This is a genomic window from Dysgonomonas sp. ZJ709 (assembly GCF_011039195.1).
Lineage (GTDB): Bacteria > Bacteroidota > Bacteroidia > Bacteroidales > Dysgonomonadaceae > Dysgonomonas.
The window spans coordinates 63,801-86,051 of record NZ_JAAKEM010000006.1; the positions used below are offsets into that span (position 1 = coordinate 63,801).

Here is a 22,251-nt window from a genome sequence, read left to right on the forward strand (position 1 = left end):
AATACCCGATGTTTTATTTTTCGATCGATTACTTAATTATCAGATTGATTCATGTATATAGCCAGACCACCTGTCGATGTTTCCTTATAAAGGCTGGGTAAATCGTGTCCTGTCTGCTGCATTGTAAGCACTACTTTGTCGAAACTGACTAAATGTTTACCGTCCGATAACATGGAGAACGAGCATGAGTCGAGTGCACGTACAGCTGCGAAAGCATTCCTTTCTATACATGGAACCTGAACTAAACCGCATACAGGGTCGCAGGTAAGACCAAGGTGATGCTCTAATCCCATTTCTGCTGCATATTCAATTTGCTGGGTAGAACCACCGAACAGTTGTGCTGAGGCTGCTGCTGCCATGGCACAGGCAACACCAATTTCTCCTTGACAACCAACTTCTGCTCCCGATATAGAGGCATTGAATTTTACTATATTACCAATTAGCCCCGCTGTGGCTAAAGCTCTTATTATTTTTGCATCGCTGATATTACGACCTACTTTAAGATGATATAATACAGATGGAAGTACGCCACACGAGCCACAAGTGGGTGCAGTTACTATTTTCCCTCCTGCTGCATTTTCTTCCGATGTGGCTAGGGCATATGCATATATAAGGGCTCTGCTTTTCATCGAGCCTTCATATCCCCTCGCTTTTGTAAAATAGGTAGAGGCTTTGCGTTGTAGCCCTAAACCACCGGGCAACAGCCCTTCTGCTTCCAAGCCTTTTTCGATAGCAGTTTTCATTGTACTCCATACTTCTGTGAGGTATTCTGTTATTTCATCCTTACCTTCTGTATCTTCTACGTATTCCCAAAATGTTTTCCCCGTTTTTTGACACCATTCGAGTATGTCATCCATAGTTGTCTTATCGTATAGCGAAGTCCTGTTGGCCTTTGTGTTTTCGTCGGCGAGACTACCGCCTCCGATACTATAAATTATCCATTCATCTATTGATTTTCCGTCAACGATTGCTTCAAATTTCATTCCATTAGGGTGAAAAGGAAGTACTATTTCGGGTCTCCATACTATCTCTACCTCTTGAGGAGCTAATGTATTTATAATAGCAACATCGGTCATATGGCCTTTTCCGGTAGCCCCCAAGCTTCCATATAAAGTAACCCGAAAGGATTGTGCTTCTGTATTTTTTTCTTTAAATGTCAAAGCTGCTTTTTGCGGCCCCATTGTGTGGCTGCTGGAAGGACCGTATCCCATATTGTAAAGATGACGAATAGATTCCATTTAAAATTTGGTGTTTAATTGATAGTTTTTGGCAAAATTGTTACAGGAAAAGCGATAATGCTTTAATCTGCAAAAATAATTGTTGAAAATATTATTAGCAAACTTACCTGTTTTTAACTATTTGGACAATGATATTTGGGAATAAATTATGGCTGTAATTGCGACTTATACTTTGTTTTGTTAATTTAAAACATGTTAAGAATCTATTATTTAGGTCGCTTTATATGCTAAATGCTTTTTAATGCATTGTTATTGACTTTAAAAAGATAGAAATTATGCATATAAAAAGAAATAAGCAATGCGTATTATTTTATATGTTATAGAACACGTTTTTTATTAGTCGGAGGTCGAAAGAGATTTTTAATTTTACATTGTTTTTAGAAGAACAATCTTCGCTTAACCATTACGACCATGAATCAAAGGATACATTAGTTTTAGTATCCGGCAGGAAATCAAGGGGTAATTGGATTTTCTTATAATTCAATTACTTCTTGGTTTTGTGCTGAACTAGTGAATTTAAAATGTGTAAATTATAAAATATTGTTGAACTAAACTAATTAACTAATATTAAAATATTATGACTTCGACTCAAGAACAGAAAAAGAATTATTTATTGCCTATTGCAATGATGATAGCTCTTTTCGCTATGATCTCCTTTGTAACGGGATTGCAAAATCCGATGGGGATAATCGTGAAAAATCAGTTTGGCGCATCAAACTTTATGTCGCAATTAGGAAACTTTGCGAACTTTATTGCTTACGCCTTTATGGGAATTCCCGCTGGTTTGTTACTACAACGAATTGGTTATAAGAAAACAGCTTTATTAGCTGTTGCAGTAGGTTTTGCCGGTGTTGGTATTCAATATATCTCAGGTCAGGCAGAAAGTTTTGTAGTTTATCTTACAGGTGCATTTGTTTGTGGATTTTCTATGTGTATGCTTAATGCAGTAGTGAATCCGATGTTGAATACACTTGGTGGTGGGGGAAACAAAGGAAATCAATTAATACAAGTTGGAGGTTCACTTAATTCATTAAGTGCAACAATCGTTCCGGTACTAGTTGGTTACTTAATTGGTAATGCTGCACAAGCATCGATAAAAGATGCTAATCCTGCATTATTTATAGCTATGGGTATATTTGCATTGGCATTTATCGTTCTGTTCTTTATGGAGATTCCAGAACCTCATATGATAAAAGAGAAAGCTGCAGTAAAAGATAATCATAGTGCTCTTTCGTTCCGTCACTTTATCTTAGGTGCTGTTGCTATATTTGTATATGTAGGTGTTGAGGTTGGTATTCCTAATATCGCTAATCTGTTTATGACTTCTACTCCTGAGTCGGGAGGTTTAGGTATCGATACTACTATCGCAGGAACTGTGGTAGGTACATATTGGTTCTTAATGCTTATCGGTCGTTTAGTAGGAGCGTCTGTTGGTGCGAAGATTTCAAGTAAAGCGATGCTTATCTGTGCTGCAGTGCTAGGTTTGATATTTGTTACCTTAGCAATGTTTATGCCGGTAGAAACTAAAGTAAGTATGCCAGTATTCCAGTCTGATATTTCTTTTGGATTGGCTGAAGTGCCTATTGGTATTATGTTCCTTGTTTTGTGTGGACTATGTACGTCTGTAATGTGGGGTGGTATTTTTAATCTGGCTGTAGAAGGTTTAGGTAAATATACGGCTGCTGCTTCCGGATTCTTTATGGTGATGGTTTGCGGTGGAGGTATACTACCTCTTCTTCAAGGAGCTGTTGCCGATTCAACTACTTATATGACTAGTTATTGGGTAGTGTTTGCAGGTCTTGCATATATGGTTTATTATGCATTGATCGGATGTAAAAATGTAAATAAAGATATTCCGGTATAATCTGAGAATACTATAATTAAAATAGAAAGCCTGCTAGTGAAAACTTGCAGGCTTTTGTTTTTTTATGAGATAAGTCTTGTAAAAAGAAGGCTCTTAGCCATTTTAGTAAATCAAGGAACCTATATTGGTTAATATGGGTTCGACATAAGGACTATTTGCTGAGGCACGAAATACAATACAGCAGTACCCAAAGAGAGCTATAATATTCGTATCTGATATTCGTTTTCTGTCGCTGTCATCCCTATACAAAGTGAGATATATAAATATTCCCTCGTTTTAAAGCAAAGATCCCTCACTTTGTATCGGGATGGCGTTTCTGACAATTCTACCAATTATTGCTTCTTTCCTTATATCTAACTCATGCTAGCTATCAAAAGGGCGATGAATGGGTTGAATGGATTTTATATAAAAAATATGGCTCGGTAGATTAATCTACCGAGCCATATCATATATTTTCTTTATGATTTGTTATTTCAAAGCCTTATTGAATGTTGCTATACCAACGATGCAAGCTCCAAAGAGACCAATCACAAGGTAGGCAACTTCCATTCCTATATGTTGTGATATATAGCCCACTAGAAGCGGTGCGACTAGCGGCCCTACAAAACTGATACTAGACATAATAGTTAAAGCCAGGCCTACAGGAGTCTTAGCTTTTTCACCAACAATACTGTAGATAGTCGGAACGATACACGAAATTCCTAAACCAATAAGCATAAATCCGGACGAATTGATGATCACCTTTATTAGTACTGTATCTGATAGGTTGATAAAAAGAGATGATATAACGAACCCAACAAAAATTAAACCTCCTGCAATCTGCAAGACAGTTTTCTTTTTCCAGATACGATACGCAGCATTGGTTAACAATCGTCCCGAGAACATCATGATCATAAATACAAGGAAACCTATTTGTAGTGACTCAGGAGCCTTTATAACTGATTGGAAATATACATCACTCCATTCGAACATTGTGTTCTCTACAATCAAAGCCAGAAGCCAAACGAACCCCAGCGATATAAGTATAGCTTCGGGCAGTTTCGCTTTTTTTAGTGTTTTAAGTCCTTGTGGTTCGACTTCTTTCGCCTTATTTTCTCCTTTATGTTCTTGCAAACACTTGTAATTAACCAATATCATAACACTCGCAATAACTGCAATGGCCGAGAAGTGAGCTAAGGTATCTATTTTGAGATTGATCATTGCATATCCGATAACTGCGCCAACGCAAGCTGCTAAACTCCATCCCGCATGAAAGGTGGCTATAATATTTTTCCCATAAATTCGCTCTACCTCAATTGCTTGGGTGTTGAGAGATATATCGGTCATATTCCAAAATGTACCAAAAAGTAGCAGTACCACTCCTAATATATATATGTTGGTTATAACGCCTACTATAAATAGGGATAGTGTGAATCCTAAAATACTTATCAGGACTGTTTTTTTACTGCCTATACGTGGCAATAGAAATCCGACAAGCGGTATTGCTATAAACTTACCAACAGGAATGAGAAACATTAGTAGTCCGAAGTAGATGAAATTATCAGCACTAAAGTGATTTTTAATGTCGGGTAGCCGACTTGCCCAGCTGGCAAAACATAGTCCTTGAGCAAGGAAAAAAGACAGGACGGCGATGCGAATGCGCATTTTGCTATGAGTCAATTGTGAATCTAAAGCCATTATTGGATATGTAAAAATTATAAATTAAAACTGCGCAAAGATAAAAAGACTTTATTTGATAATTTCGTATTTCTGTAAAAGTTACGAAAAAAAATAGCCGAATTATCTGAATAAGTGAATAGTGACAAAATGATCAATTTGTTCGTCCTTCTTTATTGTGTAATTTTTGTGTGAAGATGATCGTTTTTTATAATTTAAGATTAAATTAACCGTTGACTATTTCTTCATTTTAAATTTTATTTAACTATTGACAATGTCTAATTTAATGGCTTCGGAAGCCTGTTTGTGGATGTTTGGATATGAAAATAATTTAATATGTAAAGTGAAAGTCTTATCAATTAGTCGTTTGTGTTTTTTTATATTGAAAAATAAAATTGAAAAATACTCCATTTTATCATACTATCATTTTAGAAGCATATTCCTTTAAATGATGAAATATTTCTAAAAATATGTTTTATAATATGTTATTATATTTGGTATATGTAGCTAAATGGCTGATCTTTGTGTCGAATAACTAAACAATCTTTATTTTACCTTAGACCTAATACCTAAATTAACCACTTTACTTACACATAAAGGGAAGCTTTTTAAAGAAAGTTTCCCTTTATGCATTTATAGATATTACTTTGTGAATTTAACGGCTGTCCAATTTTCTTTTTCTACATTATAGTTGAACGATAGTCCATGTTTTTCGCATTCGGCTTTTATAGCCGGAATATCTTCGGTGTAAAATCCGCTCATATATAGACAACCCCCTACATTTAGTACAGAGGCATATATATTTATATCATTAAGCAGTATATTACGATTGATATTTGCTAAAATAATGTCATAACTATCTTTTCCTAATAGTTCGGCTCCACCGATTTCTACTTTTACATTTTCGATATTGTTCAGTTTGAGATTTTCCATAGCGTTGTCATACGCCCATTTATCTATATCGATGGCTGTAATTGTATTTGCACCTCGCATCGAAGCAAGTATCGCAAGTATCGCTGTTCCACATCCCATGTCAAGAATCGATTTCTCTGTAAAATCATTCTTTAATATTTCCCTGATCATCAATTCTGTAGTTTGATGATGCCCGGTTCCGAATGCCATTTTGGGATCTATTAATATATTGTACTCATACGTTGCTGCTACATTATGAAATGTGCTTTGTATAATACATTTATTATCAATAATAAGTGGTTTGAAGTAGTTCTTCTCCCATTCTTCATTCCAGTCTTGACCTTCGATACTTTTATATGAATAGATTATTTCGGCATCAATAGGCAAGTCGTTTAAAATAACTTGTATTTGATCGGCATCGAATAAGCTTTCTTGTATATAAGCGATTGTACCTTCTTGGCTTTCAACGAAACTCTCAAATCCTATTTCAGCTAGGTAAACAGATAAAACGCTGTTTACGACTTCGTCATTGGGTGTACATTTAAACTTTACTTCAATATAGTTCATCGGATTAAATTTTTATTTGCAACAAAAGTACATTATTATTTATATATTCAGTAATAGAAAAGCTTTGGAGATAATATTAAAACGGTTAATTTACTAGAGTTTATCCCGAGGTCAGAAATATTAAAAAAAGTTTCTTACTTTATTTTTAGAATAATCTTTAGTAACTTGCACCCGTATTTTGATTTAATGTTCTTTGTAACAAAAAATAACAGCATGAAACTTTATATTACGTTCATTATTACTCTCATGTTCTCTTTCTCTCTTTCAGCACAGGATAATAACTCTCAACAGATTGTTAAAGAGTATGTTAGGTCTGGAAAGGTGTCTTTGTCATCTAAGAAAAGTAGAAGAAGTGTTCTTGACGAACCATTTCATAAACTTGGAATGTCTTTTGGTATATCATCTCTTGGTTTTAATATAGAAGCAGCAACCCCTATTAATGAAAAATTTAAGGCACGTGCAGGTTTTAGCTTTATGCCTCCGATCGTGCAGGTGAATAAACAAATAGAGGTGAAAGATCAGGTTTTAGCTAATCGTATAGTAGGTGGTTATTATCCTGATTACAAAGTGGGATTCAAACCTAGTTTTTTTAATTTTCATATGTTGGTCGATTATTATCCCCACGAAACAGTTCCTTTTCATGTAACAGGAGGTTTGTATTTCGGAGTAAATAATATAAAGGCATCAGGAGAATTGATTAATCCTGAAACAGGAGAAAAATCGGTGTTGAGACCGGGGCAAGAATGGCCTACACTGAATGTTGAAGGATATGCTTTAAATATCGAAAATGGTAATCTGGATGCCACTATTCAAATGGGAGGACTAGTTAAACCTTATTTAGGTATAGGTTATGGTCATGTTATAGCAAAAAACAAACTTGGATTTAATTTTGATCTTGGAGTTTTGTATCAAGGTAGTTATAAAATTAAGCAAGATGGAAAAGCAGCAGTCTCATATAAAGACTACGAAAGTTCGGCTATTAATATAGATAAGTACACAAGTAAAGTAAAGGTGTGGCCTATGATAAACTTTCAATTAACTTATAGAGTTTTCTAATGTATACGCATAATAATATAAATAGAGTGGCTGAATGACTAATTCAGCCATTTTTGTTTTCTATTTTAATGTATCTTTGTATCAAAATAGAATTTCATACCTATGATCATTACCAAATTAATAGCATCAGCTCTGGATATAAAAGAAACTCAGATTAATAAAACAATAGAGTTGTTAGTATCTGGTGCTACGATTCCTTTTATCAGCCGTTACAGAAAAGAAGTAACCGGAGGATTAGACGAGGTTCAGATTGGAGCAATCAAAGAGCAGTACGATAAATTGAATGAATTACAGAAGCGTAAGGAAACAATTTTAAAGACAATTGAGGAACAAGAAAAGCTAACTCCCGAATTACAATCTCGGATACAGGATTGCTGGAATACTTCCGAATTGGAGGATATATATTTACCATATAAGCCGAAACGTCAAACTCGGGCGGAAATTGCACGTAAAAAAGGACTTGAAGGATTAGCGAAGCAAATAATGGCACAGCAAAATATAGATGTTGAGTCTAAAGCATTAAGCTATGTGAAAGGGGATGTGCAAAACCCTGAAGAAGCTATTACCGGAGGTTGTGATATTATAGCCGAGTGGATAAATGAAGATGAATATGCGCGTAATGCAATTCGTAATCTATTTCAGCGAGAAGCGGTAATTACCGCTAAACTCGTAAAAGGGAAAGAGAACGAAGGTGATAAATACCGCGATTATTTCGATTTTTCAGAACGTTTGAGCAAATGCTCTTCTCATAGGCTTTTGGCTATACGTAGAGGTGAGTCGGAAGGTTTCTTACGTGTAAATATAGGTCCTGAAGAAGATGTTGCTGTCGAGCGTTTGGAAAAACGTTTTATAAAGGGAGATAATGAAGCAGCCGATTATGTCGCAGTAGCAGTGAAAGATGCTTATAAACGTTTGCTGAAACCATCTATTGAGACAGAATTTGGCGCTCTGTCTAAAGACAAGGCTGATGAAGAAGCTATCCGTGTTTTTATAGAAAATCTGCGTCAATTATTACTTGCAGCACCATTAGGGCAGAAGCGGGTATTGGGTATAGATCCCGGTTATCGTACAGGTTGTAAACTGGTATGTCTCGATGCAGAGGGCAATTTATTGCATAACGAAACTATTTATCCGCATCCACCTCAAAACGAATCTTTCAAAGCAGGAAATAAAATTGTCAAGATGGTGACGACATACAATATTGATGCAATAGCCATTGGTAATGGGACAGCTAGCCGCGAAACAGAACGATTTATTACGAATCTACGTTATGAGAAAGCAGTGCAGGTATTTGTTGTGAGCGAAAATGGGGCATCGATATATTCAGCTTCGAAAATAGCACGGGATGAATTTCCTAATTATGATGTTACTGTCAGAGGTGCTGTTTCTATCGGTCGTCGTTTGATGGATCCTTTGGCGGAACTGGTGAAGATTGATCCCAAATCGATAGGGGTAGGCCAATATCAGCATGATGTGGATCAAACAAAATTGAAGAAATCGTTAGATTTGACAGTTGAGAGTTGTGTAAATCTTGTTGGTGTGAATGTTAATACTGCAAGTAAACATTTGCTTACTTATGTTTCGGGATTAGGACCAACTTTGGCTCAGAATATTGTTGATTACCGAGCTGAAAACGGAGCCTTCGCTTCCCGTAAAGAACTATTGAAAGTTCCTCGCATGGGAGAGAAAGCATTCGAGCAATGTGCCGGTTTTTTGCGTATCTCCGATAGTGTAAATCCATTAGATAATTCGGCTGTGCATCCCGAAAGTTATCATGTGGTGGAAACAATGGCAAAAGATTTGAAATGTAGTGTGAAAGAATTAATTGATAAAAAGGAATTAAAGAAGTCACTGCAATTAGAAAAATATATATCTGATATAATTGGCTTACCTACTCTCAATGATATAATTGAGGAACTTGATAAACCGGGTAGAGATCCACGTCAGGCAATAAAGGTTTTCGAGTTCGACCCTAATATAAGAACTATTGCTGATCTAAGAGAAGGCATGACGCTTCCGGGAATAGTTACCAATGTCACTAATTTCGGATGTTTCGTAGATGTTGGTATAAAAGAAAATGGATTAGTTCATATATCAGAATTGGCAGATAAGTTTGTATCCGATCCGGCAGAAATAGTATCATTGCATCAGCATGTCGAAGTACGTGTCTTATCTGTAGATCTGGAACGGAAAAGAGTACAGTTGACAATGAAGAAATAATAAAAGAGAGCCAAATTCAAAAATGAATTTGGCTCTCACGCTATTAGAGTAGTTCAGGTCAGTTTCTCAATTGGAAGGTAATAGGTAAAGTGAAATAAACTTGTACCGGGTTCCCGTTTTGTTTGCCGGCGATCCATCGAGGCATACTCTTCACTACACGAACAGCTTCTTTATCGCACGAAGGGTCAAATCCTCTCAATACTGTAACATCGCTGATTTCGCCATTCTTGCCAACTACAAAGCGAATGATAACTTTCCCTTGGGTGTTGGTTTCTTGTGCTATAACCGGATATTTAAGCGTTTGATTAATATATTTGTACATCTCGTTTGCTCCTCCGGGAAATTGTGGCATAATCTCAGCGAAATCAATAGGCCCACCGGTATTAACCTCCGGCTTTTCCGTAATAGCTCTGCGCGAAGCTTCTTCCAGTTTGGCAACAGCATTTCTATCTACAAGATCGCCTTCGTTATCAAATGCAGCGATAACCCCTTTTGATTTAGTGATTTCTTCCATAGACTTCAATGAATTTTCATCAGTTACCAAGTTATCTTCTACAATAACAGGAGGAGTTACTTTCATTGTCGCTAATTCTTTAGGAGGTTCCGGTATTGCCATATCCGGAATAACCGGGTCGACAGGCGCTTTTGTATCAACTTCTATTAATGTATATGTGTCTTTTACTCCTTCGCCGGGAGTAGCTGTTGCAGCCTTAACACTGCTTATCAGTGACGGTAAAAATGCCACAAAAGCCACAATAAGTAAGGTGATACCAAATGCTATTATATGTCTTTTAGTTGAGGTTTGACGCATTGCGTAGGCTCCATATGATTTATTCTTTCCTTCGAAAACGATATCACACCATTCAGATGAGTTAAGATTGATAGAATTTTTCATGACTGTAAGTTTTATTTGTTAAACAATTTGTATCTTTTACTTACTAGATACATCTGGATGTTTAATTCCATAAATCGAGCTACGTTTTTTTTAGTAATAATTGGAGAAGCTATATATTAGGCCATAATTGTCTTCATTTTAAGAAGAAATTTGAACTGTATTTTGCAATGAAAGATATTCTAAAGTGTCTGATAATAGGATTCTATGAAATTTGTGAAGTTTGATCGTTATTAAATGCGAAAATAAGTCAGTTCCTCTTTTACTTTTCATTTTTTAGGCATTATTTTTTATTTTTCAGCGTATAATATGCTACATTTGAGCAAAAATATAAAGATGTCAGATTCGCTAGTTATTATACCTACATACAACGAGAAGGAAAATATAGAAGCTATTATTAATGCAGTTTTTAAGTTGCCCCGTGTGTTTGATATCTTAATTATCGATGATGGCTCACCCGATGGTACGGCTGCAATAGTAAAACAACTTCAGTCTGATTATTCTGATAAACTCTTTCTTATAGAACGTTCCGGAAAATTGGGCTTGGGTACAGCCTATATTACCGGATTCAAATGGGCATTAGATCATAATTATGATTATGTATTCGAAATGGATGCCGATTTTTCGCATAACCCTGATGATTTACCCCGGCTTTATGATGCATGTGCAATAGATGGAGCTGATATGGCAATCGGTTCGAGATATAGTACAGGCGTTAATGTTGTAAACTGGCCTATGGGACGTGTTTTGATGTCATATTTTGCTTCAAAGTATGTTTGGGTCATTACAGGAATGAAAATTTGTGATGCTACAGCCGGATTTGTATGCTACAAGAGGAATGTACTCGAAACAATCGATTTAGATAATATTCGCTTTAAAGGTTATGCCTTTCAGGTCGAAATGAAATATACGGCCTATTGCTTAGGCTTCAATGTGAAAGAAGTTTCTATCGTATTTGTTAACAGGGTTTTCGGTGTTTCGAAAATGAATTCAGGAATATTCAGAGAGGGTGTTTTTGGTGTAATAGGTATGAGGTTTAGACAATTGTTCGGTGGTATAAAGAAAAAGAAATAAAATTTGTATCTTTGTGATTATTTTTGTTAATAGACTACTATAAATAGAAGTTAAGCATGAAGATTATCTGTGTCGGATTAAATTATCAATCACATAATAAAGAAATGAATAGGGCATTATCGAGCAAAGACGATGATCCCGTGCTTTTCATGAAACCCGATACAGCTTTATTATCAAACGATAAGAGTCAATTTTTTATTCCGGATTTCTCTTCCGATGTTCATTATGAAACCGAATTAGTAGTGAAAATAAATAAATTGGGGAAGAATATTTCAGAGCGTTTTGCACATCGATATTACAATGAAATTACACTTGGTATTGATTTCACGGCACGTGATATACAGGCTGAGTTGAAAAAGAGAAGTTTGCCGTGGGAGATATCGAAAGGATTTGATAACTCTGCTGTGGTAGGAGTATTTGTTGCTAAAGATAAATTTGAAAAAGAAATAGACAATCTCAATTTTCAGCTTATAAAAAATGATCTGGTTGTACAGTCGGCTAATACATCGGAAATGATACACTCCGTAGACAAAATAATCGCTTATGCCAGCCGCTTTTTTACACTAAAGACAGGAGATCTTATATTCACAGGTACACCTGCCGGTGTAGGGAAAGTTAATATAGGAGATCGATTGCTAGGTTGTTTGGAAGATTGCGAACTATTTGACTTGCAAATTTGTTAGTATATTATACTAATGTTAAATATTTGTTAGGGAATAATAAATACTCTAAAAATGAGTTACTAATGTAATGTGTTTATTGTTCGAAGATTTAAGATATTATATTTACAAAACTCAATTGATTTAAAAAAATAACATAGATGAAAAGTATTTTCAAGAAAGTCTTATTTGCAAATATGTTTGCATTGGCTTCATTCAGCGTATGTGCACAAGATATAAACCCTATCATTACGGCAGTACCTTCACTGTCAATTGCTCCCGATGCTAGAGCCGGTGGTATGGGGGACGCAGGGGTTGCAACGGCTCCTGATGTTTATTCGCAACATTGGAATCCTGCAAAGTATGCGTTCGCTCAAAGTAAAGCAGGTTTCGGATTATCATATACTCCATGGTTGAGAAAAATAGTAAACGATATTGCCTTGCTGTATGCAGTCGGTTATTACAAATTAGGAAATGAAGATAATCAGGCATTGAGTGCTTCGGTTCGCTATTTTACTATTGGCGATGTAAATATTACAGATGCACATGGTATTTTAGGTAATACTATAGCTCCATACGAAATGGCTTTCGATTTAGGTTACTCCCGTAAATTATCAGAAACATTCTCAGGATCGGTGACTGTACGTTATATACGTGCCGACTATTCGGGTGCTGATGAAGAAGGAGCTCCCGGTAGTACATTTGCTGCGGATATAGCCGGATACAACGAGTCTTATATAAATATAGGGCAATCGGAAAGCTTGCTTAGTTTCGGTTTTAATGTTTCGAATATCGGAGGTAAAATTTCGAGTAATGAAGGAATAACAAGCAATTTTATTCCTACCAATCTGCGAATAGGTACATCGTTGATGTACCCGATGAATGAGGTTAGTACCTTGTCTCTAAGTCTTGATTTGAATAAACTACTGGTGCCTACACCTCCGGTTAAAGGAGATATGACTACGGAAGAATTTGAAGCGGCACGTCGAGAATATTTTGATAGAAGTCCTATTTCCGGTATTTTCAGATCGTTTGGAGACGCTCCCGGTGGATTTTCCGAAGAACTTAAAGAAATAATGTGGTCGATAGGTGCTGAATATGACTATGATAGTAAGTTTAGAGTACGTACAGGGTACTTCCACGAAAACGAAATGAAAGGTAATCGTAGATACATGACTTTTGGGGTAGGATTCAAAATGAGTGCATTCCAACTAGATGCTGCTTATCTTGCATCAACAGCAAAAGCAAGTCCATTGGATCAAACACTTCGTTTCTCTCTTGCATTTGATATCGATGCAATGCAAGGCTTATTTAAATAATTAATCTGAATAATGAAAATACGTGTTGGATTTGGCTATGATGTACATCGCCTTGCAGATAATCGTGATTTATGGTTAGGTGGTATTAAGATTGATCACCCACAAGGTCTGATAGGGCATTCTGATGCCGATGTGCTTATTCATGCAATATGCGATGCATTGTTAGGTGCAGCCAACTTGAGAGATATAGGCTTTCACTTTCCTGATAATGCAGGGGAGTACAAAGATATCGATAGCAAGATATTACTGAAAAGAACATTAGAGGTAATCACCGAGAAAGGATACAAAATAGGTAATATTGATGCTACAATTTGTGCCGAAAGACCTAAGATTAATCCCCATATTCCCGATATGCAAAAAGTAATGGCTGATATACTCCAAATATCGGTCGACGATCTTTCAATAAAAGCAACCACGTCCGAAAAAATGGGATTTGTTGGGCGTGAAGAAGGATTTTCGGCTTACGCTGTGGCTTTAATTGAGTCGAAATAATATAACAAATATAAATAAAATGAGTGTGAAACGCCAGATAGAGCTTACAGCCGATGGTTCTCACACTCTTTTTGTACCTGAACTCGACGAGCACTATCATTCTGTAAATGGTGCGATACAAGAGTCTAAGCATGTCTTTATAGATACAGGTTTACATCATTGTCAAAAGAATGATGTTCATGTTTTCGAAGTAGGATTTGGCACAGGGCTAAATGCTTTACTTACGCTGTTAGATAGTCAGAAGTATGGGAAGACAATTCATTATACTGCGATAGAAGCTTATCCATTATCTCTTTCTATTATTAATCAATTAAATTATGCACAATCTCATTCTTTATCCGATCGGATGAGTTATGAAAAGATGCATTCCATAGATTGGGGACTAGAAGCACAAATAGTACCAAATTACTATCTGAAGAAGATAGAGGCTGATTTCACTCAATTTGATTTCACCCAGATAAATAAAATTGATCTGATATATTTCGATGCATTTGCACCCGACAAGCAAGCCGATATGTGGACGCAGCATTTATTCGATAAACTTTATGGAATCTTGAACAATGACGGTATTTTAGTGACTTACTGTGCTAAAGGAATTGTCAGACGGATGATGCAACAAGCCGGATTTACGACCGAGCGTTTACCCGGACCACCCGGAAAGAGAGAGATGTTGCGTGCTACCAAACATCTGTAAATTGACGAAGATTGTCTATCTTTGTATCTCTTTTTTAGAAACAAACTCTCAATGAAAATAGGTAATATAGAATTTTGCGATAATCCCGTATTTTTGGCACCGATGGAAGATGTCACCGATTTGGGATTTCGACTTATGTGTAAACAATTTGGGGTAGACATGGTCTATACCGAATTTGTATCGAGCGATGCTCTTATACGTCGTGTAAACAAAACAGAAGCAAAGCTTGCTATCAGTGACAAAGAACGACCTGTGGCTATTCAGATATATGGTCGGGAAGTAGATGCTATGGTCGAAGCAGCAAAGATTTGCGAAGAATATAACCCCAATATACTAGATATAAACTTTGGCTGCCCTGTGAAGAAGGTAGCAGGTAAAGGCGCAGGTTCGGGAATGATGAAAACTCCTGATTTGATGGTCGATATAGTTCGGGAAGTAGTTAAGGCTGTAAACTTGCCTGTTACTGTAAAAACCCGCTTGGGTTGGGATAACGATTCCAGAATAATTGTTGATCTGGCAGAAGAACTACAAGATGTCGGTATTCAAGCCTTGACTATTCACGGTCGTACACGTGCACAGATGTATACAGGACAGGCTGACTGGACGCTTATAGGGGCAGTAAAGAATAATCCACGTATGCATATTCCTATAATAGGTAATGGTGATGTAACCACACCTGAAATCTGTAAGCAGCGTTTCGATGAAACAGGAGTTGATGCAGTGATGATAGGGCGTGGGAGTATTGGTAGTCCATGGATTTTTGAAGAAGTAAAGCACTTTCTAAAGACCGGTGAACATCTGCCTAAAAAAACTTTTACAGCCTATGTAGAAGTTTTGAAACAACTTATTCGTGAAAACGTAGCTCATTCGGGCGAGCGAGGTGGTATATTGCATAGTCGTCGTCATTTAGCCATAAGTTCCATATTCCGAGGAATACCCGATTTCAAAAAAATACGTGTTGCTATGCTCAGAGCAGATAGTGTAGAAGAAATATTTTCGATAATGGATGATATTCCTAACCAGTTCGACGTATAATTTTCTTATTTTTGTATTCTTATAATAACGACTTTTAAAACATGGATCAGAAGCTAGCTATCTACAACACATTAACTCGTCAAAAAGAAGTTTTCGAACCACTTCATGCTCCTCACGTGGGGATGTATGTTTGTGGGCCTACTGTATATAGTGATTCACATCTTGGGCACGCTCGTCATGGGGTGACTTTCGATTTATTATTCAGATATTTGAAGCATATCGGCTATAAAGTGAGATATGTGAGAAATATAACCGATGTAGGTCATTTGGAAAATGAAGCCGGTAGCGGTGAAGACAGAATAGCCAAGAAGGCTCGTCTGGAGCAGCTAGAGCCAATGGAAGTAGTGCAATACTATAGCAATAGGTATCATAAAGTGATGGATGCCTTGAATACGTTGTCTCCTTCTATCGAACCTCATGCTTCGGGACATATTATAGAGCAGATAGCGACTATTAACCGAATATTGGAAAATGGTTATGCTTATGAAAGCAATGGTTCTGTTTATTTTGATGTGGAAAAATATAATAAAGATTATAATTATGGTATTTTGTCGCATCGCAATATAGAGGAGATGCTGAATACCACGCGCGAATTGGACGGACAGGATGAGAAGCGCAGCAAAGTAGATTTTGCACTTTGGAAAAAAGCTGCACCCGAACATATCATGCGTTGGCCATCACCGTGGAGCGAAGGGTTTCCGGGCTGGCATCTCGAATGCTCTACTATGAGTATAAAATATCTAGGCAAAGAGTTCGATATACATGGTGGTGGTTTAGACCTTATGTTTCCGCATCATGAATGTGAGATTGCTCAAAATACGGCATCAGAAAAGCATCAGGTAGTGAAGTACTGGATGCATAACAATATGATTACGATAAAAGGTCAGAAAATGGCTCGTTCGTTAGGGAATTTTATAACCTTGGAACAGCTTTTTGCGGGTGACCATGAATTGCTGGAAAAGGCTTATTCGCCGATGGCAGTTCGTTTCTTTATATTGCAAGCACATTACCGCAGTACTGTCGATTTCAGTAATGAAGCATTGCAAGCTTCCGAAAAAGCATTAAGCAGATTGTTGGATGCTTATTCTAAGATAGATAAAATAGAAGCGTCTGCTACTTCAACAGTAGAGGTGAATGGATTGCGTGATAAATGTTATCAGGCAATGAATGACGATTTAAATTCAGCAGTTGTAATTTCACACTTGTTCGAAGCAGCCACAATAATAAATTCAGCCTTTGATGGTAAAGTTTCTTTGACGCAAGACGATCTAAATGAATTGAAATTTATTTTCGACTTATTCCTATTTGATATTTTGGGTATCATAGATGAAGCAAAATCGGGAGTGGGTGATAATTATGAATCTTTCTCTAAAGCTATCGATCTATTGCTTGACATTCGTGCTAAAGCTAAGGCGAATAAAGACTGGGCTACCTCAGATCAGATCAGAGACGAATTGGCTAAGATCGGTTTTGAGATTAAGGATGGTAAAGATGGAGCGGAGTGGAAGCTAAAATAATGATATAGCTAAAGAGATATTATTTATCCCCATCTTATTTTACGATCTATGACAGCGAAAGAAATACAAAAGCAACTCGAATCTTATTCCACACCCGAAAAGAGAGATTTCCTTCCTTACTTTTTCAAAACAGGAAAAGGACAGTATGGAGAAGGAGATAAATTTATTGGTGTTGTAGTGCCCGATTCACGAAAGGTAGCTAAAGTAAATAGAGACATTTCTTTTGATGAGCTGACAAAGCTTTTGAATAATGAATATCACGAATGTCGTCTTTGCGCATTATTGATTCTTGTCGAACGATTTAAGAAAGCTAAAGAAGAAGAGCGTAAGGTGATTTTTGATTTTTACCTTTCTCATACGCACCGTATTAATAATTGGGATTTGGTTGATCTTAGTGCTCAATATATTGTAGGCGAATATTTAGTGGGTAAAGATCACTCGGTTTTATATAAACTGGCAGATAGTGATTTGCTTTGGGATCAGCGAATTGCCGTACTGTCTACATTTGCTTTTATCGGGCAAAACGATTTTGAAGATATTTTGGCTTTGTCCGAAAAACTTTTACAACATCCGCACGACCTTATGCATAAGGCAACAGGATGGTTGCTTCGTGAAGCAGGAAAGAGAGATAAGCAAGTACTTTGCTCTTTTTTAGATAAGCATCATAAAGTAATGCCACGCACAATGTTGCGTTACTCGATAGAGAAACTTACGCCCGAAGAAAGGGCACACTACATGAAAAAATGATAAATTACCATTCACATATATTATCTAATGGATTGCGGATTGTACATAAACCAATGGAAGGAAATGTTTCCTATTGCGGTTTTATTGTAAATGCCGGAACACGTGATGAAGAAAGCGACGAATACGGCATGGCTCACTTTGTTGAGCACATGCTGTTTAAAGGGACAAAGAAAAGGCGTTCGCATCACATTATCAATCGCATGGAGCATGTGGGTGGTGAACTAAACGCATATACCAACAAAGAAGAAACGGTAATCTATTCTATCTTTTTAGAAGAACATTTCGGACGTGCATTTGAATTGCTGTCTGACTTGGTTTTCCATTCTGAATTTCCTCAAAGTGAGATAGAAAAAGAAGTTGAGGTGATTATAGATGAGATTCACTCTTACGAAGACAGTCCTTCGGAACTGATCTTCGATGAGTTTGAAGACCTTGTGTTCAAAGATTCAGATATAGGTCATAACATACTCGGAGATCCAGACCAATTGATCGGTTTTGATACAACAAAAGCCAAATCGTTTGTAAATAAACACTATATTCCGTCGAATGTTGTTTTCTTCTCTATGGGAAAAACAGACTTTAAAAAGATTATTTATTGGGCAGAAAAGTACTTGTCAGATCTTACTTTTAGTGAGTATGGTGGTCATCGTTTGACTCCGAAAATAATCTCACCCATAAATAAAGCTGATAATAAGGATACATCGCAAGTACATGCTCTTATCGGAGGGCGTTCTTACCCTATTCTTGATCCTAAGCGCAGAACTTTGCATCTGTTGAATAATATTTTGGGTGGACCCGGTATGAATAGCCGATTAAACATAAGCCTTCGCGAAAAGAGAGGTTATGTTTATAATGTCGATTCATCTGCTACGGCCTATTCAGATACAGGTATACTTTCTATTTATTTTGGCTGCGATAAGAAAAATGCAAACAAATGTATCGATCTTATACATCGTGAACTGAAAAAACTGAGAGATATAAAATTGACAACATCACAATTAGCAATAGCTAAAAAGCAATTAATAGGACAAATTGGAGTATCGAGCGATAATCATGAAAATTTAGCATTAACTTTGGGTAAAAGTTTTTTGTACTATAATCATATTAATACACTAGAGGAAAGTTTTTCCAGGATAGAAGCTATAACATCTTCTCAGCTACAAGAAGTTGCGAACGAGATATTCGATGAAAATCGCCTCTTTAGCTTGATATATAATTAATTATTCTAACTTTGCAATTACTATATTGGCCTTATGAAAATAAAATATAAGATACTCTTGTTTATGTGCATCTTATTCAGCTACACAAGCCTGAATGCCCAAGGAATAAAAACCCGAAAACTTCGGGGCGATTTTAGATTTGGATTAAATTTTGCTGAAATGGACATACAAGGTGGTAATATGTATAAACAGCCTAAGATTGGAGTTCAGTTTGGTGGAACTGTGAGCTATAAAGTTCTTGGCGATTTTCAGTTGCAAACAGGTTTTTTTATAACCAAAAAAGGATTGAAACAGCATGAAAACTCGTATAGTGTAGATCGGAATAGTGGCATAACAACATTAGTCGATCGAAGAACGTGGGTTGATGCCAATTATGTACAGGTACCCTTTAATGTCGGACTCGAGCATTACTTCACAAATAATTTTGCTTTGAATATTAATGGTGGTATATATGTTGCATATGGTTTTAAAGGTCTTAGTAATGTTACAGGAACGATAACAACTATAGCTGGAACACAAACGAATGTAAGTGATGTAAATTCCGGCGATCAGCAGACTTTCCATTTAACAAGTTTAGGTCAATTAAAAAGGTTCGATTATGGTGCAGGGCTTAGTGTCGGAGCTATATATGATATATATGGAATAACAATGGGCTATGAGTATGGTCTTCATAATATATCTGCTATAGCCGGAGATGTCCGTAGAAATCGTAATTTTTATATTGGGTTAGGTTTTAGATTCTGATATGTATACATTTAATATATTTTAAGCGGGAACTGTATTACAGTTCCCGTTTTATTTTGCAAATTTGTTTCGGGTTGTATATGTGTGCAATGTGAAATAATAGAATGGTATGGAAAATATTATAAATAAACTGCAAAATGAAGCAGGATTGACAAAAGATCAAGCTGTTAAAGCTATATCTGTCTTCAAAGATTATCTTGATGGAGAAGGTCTTGATGTTGCCTGGAATAAACTATCAAAGGAGAAGCAGGAGAATGTAGTTCAACAAGTAAAAGGATTTTATAATAATGTCTCGGAGCAAACACAGAACTATACGGATAAAATAACTGATAAGGTTGATAGCTTTGCTGTTAAAGCGAAGAAAGGTGTGGAGAATTTGGGTAAAATGGCCACAGAACTATTTGAGGAAAAATAAAGAATTATCTGATTATACAAAAAGGGTCGGTTTGATATCAAACCGACCCTTTTTGTATAATAAAGTATTTTATTTCTTCAGAGCCTCAAGTATAATAGTATCGTACCCATACACATCGTCAGCATAGTAGAGATCATCTTCATTAGGCTGTGTGTATATAGTCTGGTAGTCGATAAATAAAGATATCTTCACTTTAGGATTAATTATATCTCCAATCTTTTTTAGCTTATCTTCTTTTTTTAATTTTTTGCCTTCTTTGCTCATCGGTTCTCTATCGATACTGAAAAGAAGCTGGTCTTTATACATCTCTGACGATGGCGATGTGCAGAAGAAAGCAAGGTCTACGGGGCGCTGTACTCTTACGCATCCATGGCTTATTGCTCTATTCCTTCTGCCGAAAGCCTTTTGGTTAGGAGTGTCGTGCAAATATACCGAGAAAGAATTGTTGAACATGAACTTAATACGGCCAAGTGAATTGCTATAGCCCGACCCTTGTTTTATAGCATATCCGAATTTGCTGGGATTCACTTTGTCCCAATCGATACTAGAAGCATCCACCTCTTTACCATCCTTATATAACTTCATATTGTTACGCGAAAGATATGTACGGTCTTTTTTCTGAGCGACACTAATCTCTTTACGTGCAATACTTGTCGGTACGTTCCACACCGGATTAAGGTTCATGTATGCAATGTCGCTTTGAAGTGTGGGAGTTTTATTGCCAATGCTGCCAACACAAACTCTCATAATTAGTGGTACACTATCAGTCTGAACCGCTATTAACTTAAATGCTGCAATATTTACTTCTATATGCTTATCTTCATTCTTCTTTGCTCTTTTCCATCTATAGCGCTCCATGTTGGCCTGAATGGTGTTCTGGTAGTATTCGAAGGGTCTGTTTAGCGCCTCTATGGTTAAGCTGCCAATCTCATTATCTTCAGGATAAGAATGTTTTTTTCTGAATGTATTTATTGCGGCAAGAAGCTCGTTGTCCAGTACTTGATGTAAACTATCACTGCTTGTCGAATCTGCACTATATTCTCCTGTTATCAGCAAACGTTGTGCTATTGCTGATATGTTTTTACTCCGATCCCCAATCTTATAACCTATGTTATCGCCCTTATTCTCAATTTTATCAAACTTTATATCCTTTTTATTTTCGTAGTCTTTATAAGCAGCTTGCATTTTAAGGTATATTTCATCTGTTGGCTGCGACTTTTCCATTGTGGCAATCGGATCTTTAATGATATCGGTATATAATTGAGTATTAAAAGTAGAATCAGCTTGAAGTATTGTTATGCTATAATCATCTTTTCCAAAAAGTTTCTTAGGGTTAAGAAATCCGTATGTCATACCTCTGGTATATTTTACAGCAGCTTTAGTAGTCATTTCTTCCAATTCAGCCATTTTTACATATAGTAAATCCAGATTGTCAGAAAATACTCCGGAATCAATAGAGTCGGTTATTGAAAGAATACTATTTGTTGGGAATAAGTTTTCAGGAATCCCATGTTCATCGATATTGCTTAGTATCGCTATGATACTCTGTACCTTTGTCGTGTTCAAAGTGTCATTTATCCAAAGCGGCTTGTAATCATTATTGGAGTATAGCAATGATAATATTGAATCTGATTGCACATGCTCTTGAAACATCTCATGAAATTCCTGTGGGTTGAAATCCGGATAATTTCTTGCGAACTTTGATCTGACAACTTCCTTTTTGCCGGACTCACTAATTTTGACATTTTCATTGTTTTTGCAAGCCGATATTTCGAAGAATAAGAAAAGTAAAAGTATAAGATGTGTTATTTGTCTCATATGTGTATCAAAGCTACTTTGCTTTATGTAGAATTGTTTGTATTTTTTTCGCTGACAAAAGTAGTAAAACTTTGCCAATAGACAACACACCATGATAGCTAACAGTTATATT

19 protein-coding genes are annotated in these 22,251 nt (G+C 36.4%); 14 read left to right on the forward strand and 5 right to left on the reverse strand.

Features of this window, described 5'->3' with window-relative positions; genetic code table 11:
* Positions 1-32: 32 nt before the first annotated feature.
* Positions 33-1,238, reverse strand: a complete 1,206-nt coding sequence (locus G7Y56_RS06335) for an L-serine ammonia-lyase (protein WP_165042011.1) — start codon at positions 1,236-1,238, stop codon at positions 33-35.
* A 577-nt stretch (positions 1,239-1,815) separates the two neighbouring features.
* Between G7Y56_RS06335 and G7Y56_RS06340 the strand changes: the two genes are divergently transcribed.
* The gene (locus G7Y56_RS06340; RefSeq protein ID WP_165042013.1) at positions 1,816-3,102 is read left to right on the forward strand and encodes an MFS transporter; all 1,287 of its coding nucleotides are present in this window, start codon (positions 1,816-1,818) and stop codon (positions 3,100-3,102) included.
* A gap of 468 nt (positions 3,103-3,570) precedes the next feature.
* On the opposite strand, the gene G7Y56_RS06345 is transcribed toward G7Y56_RS06340, so the two are convergent.
* Together G7Y56_RS06345 and prmA are read right to left on the reverse strand one after the other, a co-directional pair.
* Positions 3,571-4,779 carry an MFS transporter gene (locus G7Y56_RS06345; protein ID WP_165042015.1) on the reverse strand — a complete coding sequence of 403 codons (1,209 nt, stop codon included), beginning with the start codon at positions 4,777-4,779 and terminating at the stop codon, positions 3,571-3,573.
* Positions 4,780-5,400: 621 nt separating this feature from the next.
* Positions 5,401-6,237 (reverse strand): 50S ribosomal protein L11 methyltransferase, encoded by an 837-nt coding sequence (gene prmA, locus G7Y56_RS06350; protein ID WP_165042017.1) that lies wholly within the window; start codon positions 6,235-6,237, stop codon positions 5,401-5,403.
* 213 nt (positions 6,238-6,450) lie between these two features.
* On the opposite strand from prmA, the gene G7Y56_RS06355 reads away from it, so the two are divergent.
* Both G7Y56_RS06355 and G7Y56_RS06360 read left to right on the forward strand, forming a co-directional pair.
* A complete protein-coding gene (locus G7Y56_RS06355; protein WP_165042019.1) occupies positions 6,451-7,293 on the forward strand; it encodes a hypothetical protein in 843 nt (280 codons plus the stop codon).
* 102 nt (positions 7,294-7,395) lie between these two features.
* On the forward strand, positions 7,396-9,513 hold the full coding sequence (locus G7Y56_RS06360) for a Tex family protein (protein ID WP_165021403.1): 2,118 nt from the start codon (positions 7,396-7,398) through the stop codon (positions 9,511-9,513).
* 58 nt (positions 9,514-9,571) lie between these two features.
* Here the strand turns inward: G7Y56_RS06360 and G7Y56_RS06365 are convergent, their stop codons facing one another.
* Positions 9,572-10,408 (reverse strand): energy transducer TonB, encoded by an 837-nt coding sequence (locus tag G7Y56_RS06365; RefSeq protein WP_165021404.1) that lies wholly within the window; start codon positions 10,406-10,408, stop codon positions 9,572-9,574.
* 327 nt (positions 10,409-10,735) lie between these two features.
* On the opposite strand from G7Y56_RS06365, the gene G7Y56_RS06370 reads away from it, so the two are divergent.
* The 11 genes from G7Y56_RS06370 (at position 10,736) to G7Y56_RS06420 (ending at position 20,321) form a co-directional block, all read left to right on the forward strand.
* Positions 10,736-11,479, forward strand: a complete 744-nt coding sequence (locus G7Y56_RS06370) for a polyprenol monophosphomannose synthase (RefSeq protein ID WP_185153986.1) — start codon at positions 10,736-10,738, stop codon at positions 11,477-11,479.
* A gap of 56 nt (positions 11,480-11,535) precedes the next feature.
* On the forward strand, positions 11,536-12,162 hold the full coding sequence (locus G7Y56_RS06375; protein WP_165042023.1) for a fumarylacetoacetate hydrolase family protein: 627 nt from the start codon (positions 11,536-11,538) through the stop codon (positions 12,160-12,162).
* A gap of 137 nt (positions 12,163-12,299) precedes the next feature.
* A complete protein-coding gene (porV, locus tag G7Y56_RS06380; protein WP_165042025.1) occupies positions 12,300-13,457 on the forward strand; it encodes a type IX secretion system outer membrane channel protein PorV in 1,158 nt (385 codons plus the stop codon).
* A 12-nt stretch (positions 13,458-13,469) separates the two neighbouring features.
* Positions 13,470-13,949: a 2-C-methyl-D-erythritol 2,4-cyclodiphosphate synthase gene (ispF, locus tag G7Y56_RS06385; protein ID WP_165021408.1), complete on the forward strand. Its 480-nt coding sequence runs from the start codon at positions 13,470-13,472 to the stop codon at positions 13,947-13,949.
* 19 nt (positions 13,950-13,968) lie between these two features.
* Complete coding sequence (gene mnmD, locus G7Y56_RS06390) at positions 13,969-14,643, forward strand: tRNA (5-methylaminomethyl-2-thiouridine)(34)-methyltransferase MnmD (protein ID WP_165042027.1); 675 nt, start codon at positions 13,969-13,971, stop codon at positions 14,641-14,643.
* Positions 14,644-14,694: 51 nt separating this feature from the next.
* On the forward strand, positions 14,695-15,678 hold the full coding sequence (gene dusB, locus G7Y56_RS06395) for a tRNA dihydrouridine synthase DusB (protein WP_165021410.1): 984 nt from the start codon (positions 14,695-14,697) through the stop codon (positions 15,676-15,678).
* Between the two features lie 41 nt (positions 15,679-15,719).
* Positions 15,720-17,195 carry a cysteine--tRNA ligase gene (gene cysS / locus G7Y56_RS06400; protein ID WP_165042029.1) on the forward strand — a complete coding sequence of 492 codons (1,476 nt, stop codon included), beginning with the start codon at positions 15,720-15,722 and terminating at the stop codon, positions 17,193-17,195.
* 48 nt (positions 17,196-17,243) lie between these two features.
* Entirely contained in the window at positions 17,244-17,942 is a 699-nt protein-coding gene (locus G7Y56_RS06405) for a DNA alkylation repair protein (protein ID WP_165021412.1), read from the forward strand.
* Complete coding sequence (locus G7Y56_RS06410) at positions 17,939-19,162, forward strand: pitrilysin family protein (RefSeq protein ID WP_165042031.1); 1,224 nt, start codon at positions 17,939-17,941, stop codon at positions 19,160-19,162. The genes G7Y56_RS06405 and G7Y56_RS06410 overlap by 4 nt, the downstream gene beginning before the upstream one ends.
* Positions 19,163-19,195: 33 nt before the next feature.
* Complete coding sequence (locus tag G7Y56_RS06415) at positions 19,196-19,906, forward strand: outer membrane beta-barrel protein (RefSeq protein WP_165021414.1); 711 nt, start codon at positions 19,196-19,198, stop codon at positions 19,904-19,906.
* Between the two features lie 109 nt (positions 19,907-20,015).
* Positions 20,016-20,321, forward strand: a complete 306-nt coding sequence (locus G7Y56_RS06420) for a hypothetical protein (protein WP_165021204.1) — start codon at positions 20,016-20,018, stop codon at positions 20,319-20,321.
* A 69-nt stretch (positions 20,322-20,390) separates the two neighbouring features.
* Here the strand turns inward: G7Y56_RS06420 and G7Y56_RS06425 are convergent, their stop codons facing one another.
* A complete protein-coding gene (locus tag G7Y56_RS06425; protein WP_165042033.1) occupies positions 20,391-22,139 on the reverse strand; it encodes a L,D-transpeptidase family protein in 1,749 nt (582 codons plus the stop codon).
* Positions 22,140-22,251: the final 112 nt, after the last annotated feature.

Bases quoted from the DNA above. Each gene is read 5' to 3' on its own strand.
- G7Y56_RS06335 (WP_165042011.1), bottom strand. From the start codon at position 1,238: ATGGAATCTATTCGTCATCTTTACAATATGGGATACGGTCCTTCCAGC.
- G7Y56_RS06340 (WP_165042013.1), top strand. From the start codon at position 1,816: ATGACTTCGACTCAAGAACAGAAAAAGAATTATTTATTGCCTATTGCA.
- G7Y56_RS06345 (WP_165042015.1), bottom strand. From the start codon at position 4,779: ATGGCTTTAGATTCACAATTGACTCATAGCAAAATGCGCATTCGCATC.
- prmA (WP_165042017.1), bottom strand. From the start codon at position 6,237: ATGAACTATATTGAAGTAAAGTTTAAATGTACACCCAATGACGAAGTC.
- G7Y56_RS06355 (WP_165042019.1), top strand. From the start codon at position 6,451: ATGAAACTTTATATTACGTTCATTATTACTCTCATGTTCTCTTTCTCT.
- G7Y56_RS06360 (WP_165021403.1), top strand. From the start codon at position 7,396: ATGATCATTACCAAATTAATAGCATCAGCTCTGGATATAAAAGAAACT.
- G7Y56_RS06365 (WP_165021404.1), bottom strand. From the start codon at position 10,408: ATGAAAAATTCTATCAATCTTAACTCATCTGAATGGTGTGATATCGTT.
- G7Y56_RS06375 (WP_165042023.1), top strand. From the start codon at position 11,536: ATGAAGATTATCTGTGTCGGATTAAATTATCAATCACATAATAAAGAA.
- porV (WP_165042025.1), top strand. From the start codon at position 12,300: ATGAAAAGTATTTTCAAGAAAGTCTTATTTGCAAATATGTTTGCATTG.
- ispF (WP_165021408.1), top strand. From the start codon at position 13,470: ATGAAAATACGTGTTGGATTTGGCTATGATGTACATCGCCTTGCAGAT.
- mnmD (WP_165042027.1), top strand. From the start codon at position 13,969: ATGAGTGTGAAACGCCAGATAGAGCTTACAGCCGATGGTTCTCACACT.
- dusB (WP_165021410.1), top strand. From the start codon at position 14,695: ATGAAAATAGGTAATATAGAATTTTGCGATAATCCCGTATTTTTGGCA.
- cysS (WP_165042029.1), top strand. From the start codon at position 15,720: ATGGATCAGAAGCTAGCTATCTACAACACATTAACTCGTCAAAAAGAA.
- G7Y56_RS06405 (WP_165021412.1), top strand. From the start codon at position 17,244: ATGACAGCGAAAGAAATACAAAAGCAACTCGAATCTTATTCCACACCC.
- G7Y56_RS06410 (WP_165042031.1), top strand. From the start codon at position 17,939: ATGATAAATTACCATTCACATATATTATCTAATGGATTGCGGATTGTA.
- G7Y56_RS06415 (WP_165021414.1), top strand. From the start codon at position 19,196: ATGAAAATAAAATATAAGATACTCTTGTTTATGTGCATCTTATTCAGC.
- G7Y56_RS06420 (WP_165021204.1), top strand. From the start codon at position 20,016: ATGGAAAATATTATAAATAAACTGCAAAATGAAGCAGGATTGACAAAA.
- G7Y56_RS06425 (WP_165042033.1), bottom strand. From the start codon at position 22,139: ATGAGACAAATAACACATCTTATACTTTTACTTTTCTTATTCTTCGAA.